The sequence below is a fragment of the Chromohalobacter canadensis genome, from assembly GCF_029544075.1.
In the GTDB taxonomy this organism is placed as follows: Bacteria; Pseudomonadota; Gammaproteobacteria; order Pseudomonadales; family Halomonadaceae; genus Chromohalobacter; species Chromohalobacter canadensis_A.
The window spans coordinates 210,295-225,611 of sequence record NZ_JAJQJH010000002.1 but is presented as its reverse complement, the minus strand read 5'-3'; the positions used below and the strand labels follow the sequence as shown (position 1 = coordinate 225,611).

The 15,317-nt window shown below is 62.6% G+C and carries 12 protein-coding genes; 11 read left to right on the top strand and 1 reads right to left on the bottom strand.

Translation table 11 applies throughout. The annotated features are described in order from the left end of the window. Positions 1–232: 232 nt before the first annotated feature. The 5 genes from LUN51_RS04665 (at position 233) to phoU (ending at position 6,339) form a co-directional block, all read left to right on the top strand. Positions 233–1,195, top strand: coding sequence for a PstS family phosphate ABC transporter substrate-binding protein (locus LUN51_RS04665; protein ID WP_277810339.1), 963 nt, complete (start codon positions 233–235; stop codon positions 1,193–1,195). 56 nt (positions 1,196–1,251) lie between these two features. Then, on the top strand, positions 1,252–3,375 hold the full coding sequence (locus LUN51_RS04660; RefSeq protein WP_277810338.1) for an ABC transporter permease subunit: 2,124 nt from the start codon (positions 1,252–1,254) through the stop codon (positions 3,373–3,375). Further along, positions 3,372–4,748: a phosphate ABC transporter permease PstA gene (gene pstA, locus LUN51_RS04655; protein WP_277810337.1), complete on the top strand. Its 1,377-nt coding sequence runs from the start codon at positions 3,372–3,374 to the stop codon at positions 4,746–4,748. The genes LUN51_RS04660 and pstA overlap by 4 nt, the downstream gene beginning before the upstream one ends. Positions 4,749–4,813: 65 nt before the next feature. Next, positions 4,814–5,587, top strand: coding sequence for a phosphate ABC transporter ATP-binding protein PstB (gene pstB, locus LUN51_RS04650; protein WP_277810538.1), 774 nt, complete (start codon positions 4,814–4,816; stop codon positions 5,585–5,587). Positions 5,588–5,619: 32 nt separating this feature from the next. After that, positions 5,620–6,339: a phosphate signaling complex protein PhoU gene (gene phoU, locus LUN51_RS04645; protein ID WP_075368469.1), complete on the top strand. Its 720-nt coding sequence runs from the start codon at positions 5,620–5,622 to the stop codon at positions 6,337–6,339. On the opposite strand, the gene LUN51_RS04640 is transcribed toward phoU, so the two are convergent. Beyond that, a complete protein-coding gene (locus tag LUN51_RS04640) occupies positions 6,297–8,171 on the bottom strand; it encodes a bifunctional diguanylate cyclase/phosphodiesterase (protein WP_277810336.1) in 1,875 nt (624 codons plus the stop codon). The genes phoU and LUN51_RS04640 overlap by 43 nt on opposite strands. Positions 8,172–8,471: 300 nt before the next feature. Between LUN51_RS04640 and cysZ the strand changes: the two genes are divergently transcribed. From cysZ to fhuF, 6 genes are all read left to right on the top strand, one after another. Next, positions 8,472–9,200, top strand: a complete 729-nt coding sequence (cysZ, locus tag LUN51_RS04635; protein ID WP_097021471.1) for a sulfate transporter CysZ — start codon at positions 8,472–8,474, stop codon at positions 9,198–9,200. Between the two features lie 28 nt (positions 9,201–9,228). Then, on the top strand, positions 9,229–10,167 hold the full coding sequence (locus tag LUN51_RS04630) for a ZIP family metal transporter (RefSeq protein WP_277810335.1): 939 nt from the start codon (positions 9,229–9,231) through the stop codon (positions 10,165–10,167). Between the two features lie 127 nt (positions 10,168–10,294). Next, complete coding sequence (locus LUN51_RS04625; protein WP_097021469.1) at positions 10,295–10,906, top strand: superoxide dismutase; 612 nt, start codon at positions 10,295–10,297, stop codon at positions 10,904–10,906. 36 nt (positions 10,907–10,942) lie between these two features. After that, positions 10,943–11,947 carry a helix-turn-helix transcriptional regulator gene (locus tag LUN51_RS04620; RefSeq protein ID WP_277810334.1) on the top strand — a complete coding sequence of 335 codons (1,005 nt, stop codon included), beginning with the start codon at positions 10,943–10,945 and terminating at the stop codon, positions 11,945–11,947. 217 nt (positions 11,948–12,164) lie between these two features. Beyond that, positions 12,165–14,225, top strand: a complete 2,061-nt coding sequence (locus tag LUN51_RS04615; RefSeq protein WP_277810537.1) for a TonB-dependent siderophore receptor — start codon at positions 12,165–12,167, stop codon at positions 14,223–14,225. 138 nt (positions 14,226–14,363) lie between these two features. Further along, the gene (gene fhuF / locus LUN51_RS04610) at positions 14,364–15,122 is read left to right on the top strand and encodes a siderophore-iron reductase FhuF (RefSeq protein WP_277810333.1); all 759 of its coding nucleotides are present in this window, start codon (positions 14,364–14,366) and stop codon (positions 15,120–15,122) included. Positions 15,123–15,317: the final 195 nt, after the last annotated feature.

The window sequence follows — 15,317 nt, the reverse complement described above, 5'->3', positions numbered from 1 at the left end:
TCCTGGCGATTGTTGTTGTGAGCGTTGTTATGGGGCGTTGTTATTAGGAGGCGTCGTTGTTGAGCGTATCGGCTCGCCGTTGCGGTCATCTCATGCCGTTGAGATCGTCTCATAGTAAACGCCGCTGGGCCTCGACGACCAGTCGCCCGGCAAGGTGTATCGCGTCGGGGCAGGCGTGACAACGGGGGCGAGAGCGTTGATAAGGAAAAAGCGAACAGGTCGGTGCACCACAGTGACCTGGCGATATCGCGTGGCGATGGCGCTGGGGGCGTTGCTGTTGCCGATGATGGCGATGGCGGCGCCGTTGAGCGGCACACTGGGCTCGGTTGGCTCGGATACGCTGGGTGGCTTGATGACGCAATGGGGCGAACGGCTCAGCGTGCGTCATCCCGAGGTACGCTTGCAGGTACAGGCCTCGGGCTCGGGGACTGCGCCGCCGGCGCTGGCCGAAGGGGCGACGCGCATTGGTGCCATGTCACGCCCCATGACCGAGGCCGAACGCGCCGACTTCATCGCCCGCCAGGGGCATCCGCCGGTGGCGGTGCCGGTGGCACTGGATGCGCTGACGCTGTTCGTGCATCGCGACAATCCGTTGACCTCGCTGACATTGGCGCAGGTCGAGGCGCTGTTCGCCGACACTCGCTTCTGCGATCAAGCGCCCGCTATCCGGCGCTGGGGCGCACTAGGGCTCGACGGCGACTGGGCCTCACGGCCGGTGGCCCGCTTCGGCCGCAACACTGCTTCCGGATCGCATGCCCTGTTCAAGCGGGAGGCCTTGTGCGGCGGTAATTTTCGGCGCGACGTCAATGAACTGCCGGGCTCCTCGGCGGTGGTGGCGGCGGTCGGCCGTTCGCGCGAGGCGATCGGCTATGCTGGCCTTGGCTACCCCACCGCGATGGTCAAGGTCCTGGCGTTGCGCGATGACCAGGGCACGCCGCGTCTGCCCACGTACGACAACGTCGTCAGTGGACGTTATCCCCTCACGCGGCCTTTGTATATCTACGTCCACCTGGCGCCGGGCGAGTCCTTGCCGCCTCTGGAGCGCGCCTTCTTCGACCTGGTGTTGTCGTCCGAGGGCCAGGCCATGGTCGCTCGCCAGGGGTTCGTGCCCCTGCCTGAATCGCGCCTGGCCACTGCCAGGCGGACGTTGCGGCTGCCACCCCTTGTCGATGTCACACATTCGTCATCAAACTGACGTAATCTGATGGCCTCACTTCATTGCAAGGCAACGCTTCGCCGCCGGGCTCGCCGATGACTGAACCTTCCACCGTCCCGCCTCGCTCGAATCGCCGCCTGCGCCAGCGTCTCGATCGTCTGGCGACTGGCGTGATCGCCGCCAGCGGTATCGGCGTGGTAGTGGCGGTACTGGCCATCGGCGTGTATCTGATGCTGGCCGTGCTACCGCTTTTCGACGACGCCGAGGTGCATGTCGACGCCGCCCCTTCGGTCGCCGACGAAGGCGCGATTCACGCCGTCTGGTTGGCCAATGATGGCACGCGCTGGTTGACCCGAGACGGGCAGCTACGCGACGCCGAGGGCGAGGTCGCGACGCTGGCCACAAGCGCCGCAATCACGGCGGTGGCCGAGGCAGGCGATATGCAGCCGCTGGTCTTGGGGTTGAGCAACGGCGAGGTGCGTCTGGTGCCCCGCGATGACCGGGGGCGGCTGCGATGGGCCCAGGCTTCTACCATGCGCTTGTTCGAGGCCCGTGGTGTGGCGGCGCTGACGCTGCGTCGTGTGGCTCAGGGCTGGGTGCTGGCGGGGCGCGATAGCCAGGGCGAGGTGGCGGCCCTTTGGCATACTGGTGAGGCTACGCGGCGTATTGCGGTGCCGGAGACGGCCGAGCATATCGCGCTGGGCCATGCGGGCCGCCTGGCCATGGCCCAAGGTACGCAATTGACGCTGTGGGAGCTGTCTCCCGATGGCGGTGGCAAGGCATTGGCGCGTACCGACACCCAGGCGCCGGTGACGGCGTTGAGCTTCCTGCAGGGCGGACGCACGCTGATCGTCGGCGATGCCGAAGGAGGGCTGCACCGTTGGCGACTCTCTCCCGACGATACGGGCTGGCAAGCGGCCGAGACGTCTTATACTAACCTGGGCGATGCTGCTCTTCGCCGTTTGATTGCCCTGCCCCGGCAGCGCCTGTGGCTGGCGCTGGACGACAGCGGCCGCTTGGGGCTCTATCAATCCCTGAGTGGCCAGCGCTGGCAGGGCCAGGCCCCCGTGACCATGCCGCCGACGGCCGTGTCGATTAATGCGCAAGGCACGCAGGTGATGTGGCTGGACGAGGCGGGCACGCTCCAACGACTGGCGATTGAGGCACCGCATGCCGCGGTGAGTCCGGCGACGCTGTGGATACCGCAGGTTTATGAAGGCCATAGCGATGCCGAGTGGCGTTGGGCGGCGGCCGTTACGGGTGATGAAGAGCCGCAGTACAGCCTGGTACCGCTGGCCTGGGGGACACTCAAGGCGGCGGCCTGGGCCATGGTGTTCGCCGTGCCGCTGGCGCTGGGAGCGGCGGTGCATAGCGCTTGTTACATGTCACGGCGGCAGCGCGCGCGTCTCAAGCCCGCCATCGAATTGATGGAGGCGTTGCCCGGCGTGGTCATCGGTTTCGTCGCGGGGTTATTCGTGGCGCCCTTCGTCGAACGTCATCTTGCCGGAACGCTGGCGCTTTTCGTGTGCGTGCCGCTGGGCAGCGTGGCGTGCGGCTGGCTGTGGCGGATTCTTTCCCGACGCTGGGGACTGCATCTACCCCCTGTCAGTGCCGGAATAGGACTGATGGTGCCCCTGGCGCTGCTGTGCTGGGCGGCGTTGAGTCTCTCGCCGTGGCTCGAAGCTTGGTGGTTTGGCGGCGACCTGCGTGCCTGGATGCACCAGCAGTGGGGCTGGGATTACGCGCAACGCAATGCGCTGATCGTCGGCATGGCCATGGGGCTGGCGATCATTCCCACGCTGTATTCACTGGCCGAGGAAGCGCTTTCCGGCGTGCCCCGTCCCCTGGCGGAAGGCTCTCTGGCACTGGGCGCGACACGGGCGCAGACGCTGTGGCGGGTGCAGTTGCCTGCCGCCGCGCCGGGAATTCTCTCTGCGGTCATGATCGGTGCGGGACGCGCGGTGGGGGAAACCATGATCGTGCTGATGGTCACCGGCAATACGCCGCTGATGTCGCCGAGCCTCTTCGAGGGCCTGCGCTCGCTGGCCGCCAATCTGGCCATCGAATTACCCGAGGCGGCGGTGGGCGGCACGCACTATCGCCTGCTGCTGCTCGGGGCGTTGCTGCTGTTCGTGTTCACCTTCGTCGTCAACACGCTGGCGGAAATGGTGCGCTGGCGGCTCAAGCGTCGGTATCGACGCTATGGGGGTGACGTATGAGAATCCCTCGGGTGGGTGGTGACGGCGTCTGGCGATGGCTGAGCGGGGCCTGCGTGGCGCTTTCGCTATTGGCCGTGGTGGCGCTGCTGGTGCTGGTCGTGACACGCGGACTGGCGCACTTCTGGCCTGCCGATATCGAGCAACTGACCCTCGACGACGGCCAACGGATTGCTGGCATCGCTCGTGGCAGCGAAGCCGGTGAACAACGCTATTTCACCGCCAATCGCGACCTCGACGGTCAGGTATGGCGATGGGTCGAGACGCAGGCTATCGAGACGCGCGAGACGCCGCCGGAGTTGCTGTACGCCGAGCGTCGCGATTGGGGGCCCTTCATCGGACGTCTGACGGCGGTGGAGACGCCCGCCGGCGAACGCCTGCAAGGCGATGAAGCCGAGCGCCGCCTGCGTCGGGCCCTAGCGGGGGACGCCGAGGTCACGACGCTGCATGTGCGCAACGTCGAGGGGCGCGCGCTCGAGGTGGAATTTGCGCAGGTAGCGTCGCTTTCCTGGCCCAATCGCATGGATATCGGCGACAAGCTCGCGGCCTGGGGGCACGGTGTATGGCGCTTTCTTAGCGAGGCGCCGAGCGATGGCAATACCGGGGGCGGCGTATGGCCGGCTATTTTCGGCACATTATTGATGGTGATACTGATGTCGCTGGTGGTCACACCATTCGGCGTGCTGGCGGCATTGTATCTCAACGAGGTGGCACGCCAGGGGCCGTTGACGCGCCTGGTACGCATCGCGGTGCGCAATCTGGCCGGCGTGCCATCGATCGTCTACGGCGTGTTCGGGCTGGGTGTGTTCGTCTACGGATTGGGCGGTCACCTCGATAGCTGGTTCTTCGCCGAGCGCCTGCCATCGCCGACCTTCGGTACCGGCGGGCTGCTGTGGGCCTCGCTGACGTTGGCGCTGTTGACCTTGCCGGTGGTGATCGTGGCCACAGAAGAGGGCTTGGCGCGAGTTCCCGTGGCATTGCGTGAAGGTTCATTGGCGCTGGGCGCGACGCGTTTCGAGACACTGCGCCGGGTGGTGGTGCCCATGGCGCTGCCGTCGATGCTGACCGGGGTGATTCTGGCCGTGGCCCGTGCCGCCGGCGAGGTGGCGCCGCTGATGCTGGTGGGCGTGGCCAAGCTGGTGCCGGAAATCCCCGTGGATGGGGAGTTTCCGTACGTGCATCTCGATAGCAAGTTCATGCATCTGGGCTATCACTTGTTCGATCTTGGCTTCGCCAGTCGTGATGCCGAGGCGGCGATGCCGCTGGTGTTCGCCACGGCGACGTTGTTGGTCGTCGTCATCGTGGTGCTTAACCTAACTGCAATAATCTTGCGCCATCATCTCAGGGCACGTCATCGTGCACTGGAGCATTCGTAGGAGGTTCGTCACTCTTGTCAGCCGCGTCTTTTTCCGCCGCCGAGACTCAGCGCTTCTCGTCGGCGGTGGTCGATTTCCCCTCGACGTCGAGCTGTTTCGACATCGAGGCCCTGTCGCTCGCCTACGAAGGGAAGCCGGCGCTGCGCGACTTGACGCTGCGCGTGCCGCGTCACCGCGTGACGGCGTTCATCGGGCCCTCGGGATGCGGCAAGTCGACGCTACTACGCAGCCTCAATCGATTGCACGACCTCAATGACCAAGTTACGCGGAACGGACACATTCGTCTCGAGGGCCAGAACATTCATGGCCGCGATGTGGATGTGGCCGAGCTGCGTCGCCGGGTGGGGATGGTGTTTCAGACCCCCAATCCGTTTCCCATGTCGATCTATGAAAACGTCGCCTACGGGGTGCGTCTGCAGGGCATCAAACGCAAGCGCGAGCTGGATGAGGTCGTCGAGTGGGCGTTGCAGTCGGCGGCGCTCTGGGAGGAGGTCAAGGCGGATCTGCACGCCTCGGCGTGGACGTTGTCAGGTGGGCAGCAGCAGCGTTTGGTCATCGCGCGCACTCTGGCAGTGCGCCCGGACGTGTTGCTGCTCGACGAGCCGGCTTCGGCGCTGGATCCGATCTCGACCCTCAAGATCGAGGAGCTGATTCGTGGCTTGAAGTCGCAACTGACGCTGATTCTGGTCACCCACAACATGCAGCAGGCGGCGCGCGTGTCCGACTACACCGCGTTTCTGCACGCTGGCGAGCTGGTCGAGTACGCCCCGACCGATACGTTGTTTACCAATCCGCGCTTACGGCGCACCGAAGATTACATCACCGGCCGCGTGGGTTGAGTCGCGGCGATTCCGACAAGCGGAGCAGTGTCATGGACATTACCAACGAGACGCATAGCCAGCACATTTCCCGTCAGTTCAACCAGGAACTGGAGCAACTCAAGACCCAGTTGATGGCCATGGGCGGGCTGGTCGAGAAGCAGGTACAGGATGCCGTCGAGGCGTTGCTCGAGGGCGATAGCCGAACCGCCGAGCGTGTACGCGATAGCGATAACGCCGTCAACGACATGCAAATCCAGATCGATGAGGAATGCACCCGGGTGCTGGCACGCCGGCAGCCGGCGGCCTCCGATCTCCGCCTGGTGTTGGCGGTCATCCGGGCTACCTCCGATCTCGAGCGCGTCGGTGATGAGGCCAACAAGATCGCACGCAATGCGTTGACGCTCATCGAGTCGGACCGCCATTCGCGGGGCATGGTCGAGATTCGCCATCTGAGCGAGCACGTGCGCAAGATGCTGCGCGACGCGCTGACTTCATTCGCGCGCTTCGATACGCGCCTAGCGTTGCAGGTGCTCCACGAGGATGAGTCGGTCGACAACGAATACACTACGGCCACGCGCTCGCTGGTGACCTTCATGATGGAAGATCCGCGCGCCATCACCTCCATTCTCAGCGTGATGACGATCCTGCGGGCCTTGGAGCGGGTTGGCGATCATGCCGACAATTTGGCTGAGCATGTCATTTATCTGGTCAAGGGGCTCGACGTGCGTCACACCGATCCCGGTGAGCTGGACGAGTCGCTAGGGAAGTGACGCCGTTTTCTGGCAGTGGCCGTCAACAACGCTTCGGCATGGGGCGGGGTTAAGGCGATGGAAAAGACATGGCCCTGAATGCTGTGGCAGTGGAAGTCGCGCAGTAGCGTGACCTGGGCGACGCTTTCCACGCCCTCGGCAACGACCTGCATGCCGGCATCGCGACCCAGCGAGACGATCGAGTGCACCAACGAGGCTACTCGTGGCTCGTCGCATATACGGTCGATGAAGCTCTTGTCGATCTTGAGTGTGTCGAACGGAATCCGCGTGAGGTAGGAAAGCGACGAATAGCCGGTGCCGAAGTCATCGATAGCGAACCCCACGCCACGACGCTTGAGGCGTTGCATGCTGTCGATGATGGCCTCGGGGTCGTCGATCAACGAGCGCTCCAGCACTTCCAGATTGAGCAATCGCCCGGGCAGGCGGTGGCGCGTGAGCAATGAGTCGATCAGGTCAACGAAGGCGGGTCGCGCGAGCTGCTCTTGGGAAACGTTGACGGATACCGGTAGCAAGGAATGGCCACGGTCGCGCCACGTGGCCAGTTGCTGGGTGACGGTCTGCAGCACCCAGGTATCCAGTTGATCGCCGAGATCGATTTCCTCGCTGATATCGACGATATCCTGGGGGCTGACTTGCCCCAATTCACTGTCATGCCAACGCAGCAAGGCCTCGAACCCTTTCAGACGATAGCCGTGTATGGCGACCTGCGGCTGGTAGTGGAGCCGGAAGCGGTCTTCGGCCAGTGCCGAGGCCGTACGGCGGCGTAGCAAGTTGCGCCGCGTCAGGCGTGGCAGTGACGCTGGCGTATCAAGGCGGAGGAGGACGTCGCCGCGCTCGTTGTGAAGGCGTCGGCAGGTATGCTGCAGGGCGGAGAGGATGTCATCGGCATGGCCGAGCTGGGTGGCGTCCTGTGCCCAGACCACGCGCGCGGCGGCGGTGACGGTCTTGCCGGCGGCGATATAGGGTGCCCGCAAGGTCTCGGCCAGCGTCGCCATGGTCTCGGCCATGCGCGCGGGGTCTCCCTGGTAGAGCAGTACTCCGAGGCGTTGGTCGTCGATGCGTGCCAAATCGAAGACAAAACCGTCGAGAGCTTTCTCGACCCGCGCGATACCGCGCATGAGCACTTCGTTGCTGGCCTGTAGCGAAAAGCGCGTCCGCACCGCACGCATGCCGTAAAGATCGATGGCGGCGACGCCACAGAACGTCGCGGTTTCCGGCAATGCTGCCAGGCGCGCCTGAATGAGTTGTTGAAAGCGCTGTTGCGTGGCTAGTCGGGTTTGCGGGTCAAACTGAGTGCCGATCTCGGCACGGGCGCGCTCAAGGCGCGTGATGACGTCGTCGCCGATCTCGTTTTCCACCAGGCGTGCCAAATCGAGCAATATCTCGCGTTGGTGGACGTCGAAACGCCTTGGGTGACGGTCGATCACGCACAGCGTGCCCAGCGGCAGGCCCGAGGCCATGCGAATGACGGCGCCGGCGTAAAAGCGGATGTAGGGCGTGTCGGTGGCCAGGAGGTGATCACGACAGCGAGGATCGCTGGCGGTGTCTTCGATCACCAGCATCTGCCGCTCGAGCAGGGCGTGGGCGCAAAAGGCGTTGTCGCGGGAGGTCTCGCAGGCATCGAGGCCGAAGCGCGATTTGAACCACTGGCGGTGGCGGTCGATCAACGTGATCAGCACAATAGGCACGTCGAAGACCCGCGCGGTCAGCCGGGTGATATCGTCGAAACGCTTCTCGGGCGGTGTATCCATCAGGCCAAGACGTTGGAGTTCGTCGAGGCGGCGCGTTTCATCATCATGATCGGGGGCGCCGGCCCTAGGGGCGTTTACCATGAGGTGTTCTCTTGTCGCGATGCCGGGCCGCGTCATGTACAGGCTGGGGGGGCGTCAACGCTGCCATGCAGGCATCCCGGTGGCAGCAACGTTAGCACACCGCTGTGCCGCGCCTGGCCGCTATTCGCCGGGTTGCGCCGAAAGGCCGAGTGGGTCATGCGTTTTACTGAGCACGAAGTCTGATAGCGCCTCATACTAGTATTAAATTTCTCATCCATTGCGGGAGATGGGCGCTGGGGCCGCCGCATGGCATGCTATTGCGCAGGGCCCGCGCTATCGTCTATCAAGGAATAAACTTCGATGCTGCACGCATTTACAGCCATCGGTCAGGGCACACGGCTGGTTCTGTCGCCGGGGATGCGCCGCTTCGTCATTGCACCGGTGGCGATCAATCTGCTGATCTACGCCGCCACGCTAGGCTATTTGTTCTCGCATTTCGGTGGCTGGCTCGACTACTGGATGCTCAAGGTGCCGTCCTGGCTCGAGTGGCTGGAATGGTTGATCTGGCCGCTGCTAGTGGTGAGTCTGCTGTTGGTGGTGTTCTTTTCCTTCACGCTGGTGACCAACCTGATCGCTGCGCCGTTTTATGGCTTTCTCGCCGAAAAGGTAGAATGGCGCCTGAGCGGGGCGCCGCCCAGCGATACGCGGGGGCTTTTCCGCGCCGGGGTCGACGCGCTGGGCCGGGAATGCGTCAAGCTGGGGTACATGCTGCCGCGCATGGCGCTGTTGTTCGCGTTCGGCTTCGTGCCCGGCGTGAACATATTCATGCCGTTCTTGTGGGCTGCTTTTTCGGCGTGGATGCTGGCGATTCAATACTTGGACTATCCGATGGATAACAACCAGGTGAGCTTTGGTGATATGCGGCGACGTTTGCGGACGCGTTGGTGGCCGACGTTAACCTTCGGGTTCGGCATGTCGCTGGCGACGTGGATCCCCGTGCTCAATCTGGTGTTGTTGCCGGGCGGCGTGGCGGGTGCGGTGATACTCTGGCAGCAGTATTACCGTCATCTACCAGCTGTGACACGCTGAACGCTCTCGACGACGCAGGAGATCCCGCATGCAAGATACGCAAGCGCCCTCGCAAGCGCCCTCGCAAGCGCCTTCCATCGCGCCCGGTGGCTTTATTCGACGCCGCTGGGCGCTGGGTATCCTTCTCGCGGCAGCCGTGGGCGCGTTCTTAATATGGTGGCTGGGCGCCCAGATGCGCGATTGGCTGGGGACGTTGAGCACGCTTCAGGCGGGCATGTTGGCGAGCCTGGTGGCTGGGCTTTTCACGCCGCTGGGGGCGCTACCGATCATGGTGTTGCGCCACATCAGTCAGCGGCTCGAGGATGCCCTTATGGGCTTCGGCGCTGGCGTGATGTTGGCCGCTACGGCCTATTCTCTGGCCATGCCGGCCTACGAGGATTCGTTGGCGCTCACCGGCACCATCGGCTGGGCCCTGATGATCGTTTGCGGGGGGATCGTGTGTGGCGGCATTCTGGTCTGGGGCATGGACCGCTTCGTGCCCCACGAGCACTTCGCGCTGGGCAAGCAGGGTGGCGCGGATGCTTTGCAGATCCGGCGTATCTGGTTGTTCATCTTCGCCATCACTATTCACAACTTTCCCGAAGGGTTGGCGGTTGGCGTGGGCTACGCGCGTGGCGACATGGCCGCCGGGGTAGCGCTGACGCTGGGTATCGGTCTCCAGAATCTGCCCGAGGGGCTGATCGTCTCCCTGGGCCTGCTGGCTATCGGCTATTCGCGCCTAACTGCATTGGGTGCGGCGTTATTGAGCGGTCTGGTGGAACCCATCGGTGGGGTCATCGGGGCCTTGGCGGTGCACGTCGTGGATGCCTTGCTGCCTTTTGGTCTGGCCTTTGCCGCCGGCGCGATGTTGTTCGTAATCAGCCACGAGATTATTCCCGAATCGCATCGCAAGGGACACGAACGCGATGCGACCTTCGGAGTGCTGGGAGGATTCATGCTGATGTTCGTGCTCGACAAGGTGTTCTGACCCCACGAAGCGGCTAAGTAATTGACAAACCTGCAATGAAAACTATTATTGTTAGGTACAACGTGCCGTTGGTGCCATGTTGCACCAAGGCTCGACATTCGACGATAGATTGACAAGGAGGTATGTCGTGGCGCATCAACTACCGACGTTACCCTATGCTTATGATGCCTTGGAACCGCATATCGATGCGCTCACCATGGAGATCCATCACAGCCGTCACCATCAGACCTACGTCAACAATCTGAACGCCGCTCTGGAAGGCACGGATCTCGAATCGCTGCCGGTCGAGACCCTGATGGGCGAAATCGAGCGCGTTCCTGAAGCCAAGCGTCAGGCAGTGATCAACAATGGTGGCGGACATGCCAACCATTCTCTGTTCTGGACGGTCATGTCGCCGCAGGGTGGAGGCAAGGCCAAGGGCGATCTGGCCTCAGCCATCGAAAGCGAGCTGGGCGGTGACGAAGCGTTCCGTGAAGCCTTCACGCAAGCTGCCGTCAAGCGCTTTGGCAGTGGCTGGGCTTGGCTGTCCGTCACGCCTGCCAAGCGTCTGGTCGTGGAAAACACGCTCAACCAGGATAGCCCGCTGATGCACGGCAACACGCCGATTCTGGGGCTGGACGTGTGGGAACACGCCTATTACCTCAAGTATCAGAACAAGCGTCCCGAGTACATCAAGGCCTTCTTCGAGGTCGTCGATTGGGACGAAGTGGCGCGTCGTTACGCCGAAGCCACTGCGTAAGCCTATCGGGAGTATGTCATGGGCCCGGCGACAGGCATGGCAAACGATGTCTCAGAGCCGGCCCAGTGCCTGACCATGGCAGATTTCGGCGCTTTCGAGCGCCGTTATCGTTTGTATCACCGCTTTCCCTCCTTGACCCGCAACGACGCCGCGTCCACCCCCGTGGCCGAGGGTTGGGTCGACGAATGTCGTCCAGATCTGGGCATCAGCCTCGTCGGCTCGCGACTCACGATTCATCACACCTATGAAACCCACGCGTTGGCGGATGCACCGGCGCATGTGTCGATCATCGTCATGCTCGAAGGACAGGCCGAGCTGATGCATGGCGAGAAGCGCATCACGCTGTCGCCACGCGAAGGTGTGATGTTGTCCAATGACGGTAGCTGTCCGTTGAGTGCGCGTCACATGGGCGGCCAGCGGCTGCGCGCGATCAATTTGACGCTGCTCGACGATGCACGCACCGCCCAGAGCCGACTGGCCGAGCCTCTTACCGAATTGCTGACCTCGGCGACGGGTGGTGCCTGGCGGTTGGCGCTTCCCGAGGGCCTGCTGTCATCGCTCGAACAGTGGCTGAACGCCCCGGGGGCGGGCACCTCGCACACGTTGCTCGGCGAGGGGCTGGGGCTGCAATTGATGGCGCATGGGCTGGCGGCCAAGGAAAACGCCCCGACTGGGCAGATGGATCACTTGGGCGTACGTGACCGCCATCACCTGGCACGCGTGCGTGAGTGCCTGCACGATCATCCCGACGTCTCGCATGGCCTCGACTCCCTGGCGCAACTGGCCTGCATGAGCCCCAGCGTATTACGTGAAAAGTTCCGTCAGGCGTACGGCCAGTCGGTCTTCGAGTACTTGCGTCAACGCCGCCTCGAGATGGCACATGACCTGCTCCGGGAAGGCTACAGCGTGCAGTACGTGGCAACGCGCGTCGGCTATCGGCATGCCAGCAACTTCGCCACCGCCTTCAAGCAGCGTTATGGCCTATCACCGCGTGCGTTACACCAGCGTCTCTCCTTGACGGGTGTCGTGCATACTCCTTGATGAGGAAAGAAGTTCCTTCGCGAGATCGCTTGCAGCGTCGTGCATAGGTTTTTCGGCGTTGATCATAAGCAGAACGACTCTTAAAAGTTAATAATTCTCACTCTCCATAAGAAACGGGTCGACCTCGACCCGAAGACGAGAGCGAGGAGCCGTTTTCATGAGTCGCACATTGCATCCCCACTGGTTTTCCTGCGCGTTCCTGGCGGGCGTCTTGTTCATGCCCACGACGACGTGGGCTCAATCCGAAAGCGAAGACGGCGGTGCTGTGGATCTATCCACGGTGACAGTGTCAGGACAGGCCGCCACCAAGACGCAGACGCCGATTGTCGAAACCCCGCAGTCTGTCTCGCGCGTCGACCGCGACGAGATGGATGAGCGTGGCACCCGCACGCTCAGGGAAGCCGCGCAATATACGTCGGGGGTTTACACCAACCAGGTCGGTGCCTCCAACCGCTACGATTACCTGGTCATGCGAGGGTTCTCCGACGGCAGCTTGAGCAATACCTATCTCGATGGTCTCAAGGTCATGGGCGATACCAACGGTTACAGCTCGATGGTGATCGATCCGTATTTCCTGGAGAACGTTGAAATCGTCAAGGGGCCGGCCTCGGTGCTTTACGGACGCTCGTCTCCCGGGGGCCTGGTAGCGCTGACCAGCAAGCAACCGCAATTCGAGACACACCGGCAGCTGCGCTTTGGCGTGGGCAACAACAGCCAGCGCAGCGCGGCGTTCGATGTCACGGGGCCACTGGATGATGAGCGACGTGCCGCCTATCGCGTGGTGGGTTTGGCAAGTGGCGCGGACACCCAGTTCGACTCGGTCGAAGAGGAACGCTACGCCATCGCACCCTCGGTGACCTGGGATGTCACTGACGACACGACGCTGTCGTTCATGGCCTATCTGCAAAAGGATCCGGAAGGCGGCTATCACTCCGGCGTGCCCTATGAGGGAGCGGTGGAAAGCCACAATGGCCAGAAGATCAGCAACAACTTCTTCGATGGCGAGGACGATTACGACAAGTTCGAGCGTACCCAGCGCATGTTCGGCTACAGCCTTGAGCATCGCTTCAATGATGCTTGGACCGCGCGCCAGAAGCTGCGTTACCTGAACTCGGACACTACCCTGAACCAAGTCTATGGCTACGGATGGACATCGCCTGATTCCAACGAGTTGGTTCGCTACTACTCGGGGGGACGAGAGTCGCTCGAGGCCTGGACGGTCGATAACCAGCTCGAGGGCGAATTCTCGAGCGGCTTCATCGATCATACCCTGCTGGTCGGCGTCGATTATCAGAATCGCGAGAACGACGTGGTGTGGACGTCGGGCGCCTTCCCGTCTCTTGATGCCTTCGACCCGCAGTATGGGGCCGACCCTGTAGGGGATATTGCGGTGACCAACGACGAACGTCACGAGCTGACCCAGACCGGGGCATATCTACAGGACCAGATGGCCTTCGATCGCTGGCGTCTCACGCTCGGGGGCCGCTACGACTGGGTCTCGATCACCAACGAGCAAAAGCTGGCTGACCATGAGGATACGCTCGACGAAACCTATTTCAGCGGTCGCGCGGGACTGTTGTACCTGTTTGACAACGGTGTCGCGCCCTACGTCAGCTACAACACGGCCTTCACACCGACCAGCTTTGTGGATACCGATGGCGATGTGCTGGAGCCAATGGAAGGCGAGCAGTGGGAAACTGGCCTCAAATACCAGCCCCCGGGAACCGAGGATCGCTACAGTCTCTCGCTGTTCCGCATCACCCAGGAAAATGTCGCCACCAAGGAGCAGCCAACCGATCCTTACCGCTCCATTGGCGAGATCGAGTCCCAAGGTCTGGAGCTGGAAGCTCGTAAGCAATTGACCGAAGGACTGCGCTTGCAGGCCGCTTATAGCTACACCGACATTACCTACACCAAGAGCGACGTAGACAGCGAAGAAGGCAGTCATGCCATTTACGCCCCGCGCCATCAAGCCAGCCTATGGGGCCACTATGCCTTCCAGGGCGAGAGTCTCACGGGGTTGGATGCCGGTCTCGGGGTGCGCTACTACGCCGATATCCAAGCGGACCGCGCCAACACCGAGCAAGTTCCCGACTACACGCTAGTCGATGCCATGTTGGGTTATGACATGAGCCAGATGGGCATGCCGGGCATGCAGGTACGCCTCAACGTAGGTAACTTGCTCGACAAGGAATACGTAGCGTCATGCAACTCGCTTGAATATTGCTACTTCGGAGCGGAACGGAATGTGCGCGCGAGCCTGACCTACGACTTCTAGACCCTGCAAGCCATCGCTCGACGGCTTCGCCGGCAAGATCTTGGCGCGATTGAGTCGCGAGTGGTTTTCATTTACGCTGCCTGGCGTGGGTCATGGCCCACGCCACCCATTTCGGCCTCGCCACAGGAAACGCTTTCGATGTCGGTGTCGCTTACCCGGCTTTATGCCGGCCCTTTGAAGGGGATGGATCGCAAGCTGATGACCTGGGACCAGGCGCCCAAGACGGCCTGGCGGGCGCAAGATCTGTTTTCCCGGCGTGGCATGGCGCACGTGATCCAACGCTATGGCGCCGAACATCAGCATGGCGACTGCCGTGCCGTAATGTCGCTCTGGTCGAAGTATTTCCTGGCCCTGACGACGTACACGGGTATGGCGCACAACCTGCTGGCGGATCGGCAGCTGCCGCTCGATCTGTCGCGGCTCGGGGTCGTGCTCGGCGAAGACATGCTCATCGATGCCCTGGTGGTCGAGGATGCGTCCGCGCCTCTGGCCGACACTCGAGCAGAAGCGCGCTTTTTGCCGCTGATACACGACACCTGGGGCCCCGCCATCACCTGCATGGCGCATCACAGCGGCATCGCGCCGCGTGCTCTGTGGAGTAACCTGGGGCAATACGTCGACTATCTCGTGCGCCAGTTGCACACTTTGCCGGAGGCCCAGCGTGGAGCGGAGCTCGGCGAACGCTGGATGACTCTGCGCGAGTTGGCCGACGGCCAGCGCAATCCACTTTTCCAACCCGTTCGTCAGCGTGAAAACGCCGATGGCGACATCGAACCCATCCGGCGCGTCTGTTGTATCCGCTACCTTCTTCCCGGGCTCGGCTATTGCGGCAACTGTCCGCTGGCGTGCCGCGAGAAGCCCGAGGCGCAACCGCCACGGCGCGTGGCCAACGGCTGACTTCCCCACCTGCTTGTCCGCTTTTCCCTGCGTGCAACGCCGACTTGTCCACATGGGCATCGACACTCGGAAAATGAGTGCTCGATAGCCTTGAAAATCGCTTGGCCGTTCCTATATTCGCCACTGAGAGAGGTACTGCATCTTCGACGTGGCGGTCTCTCTCTCGGGAGTCTGTCTAATGTAGGAGGTGTTCGC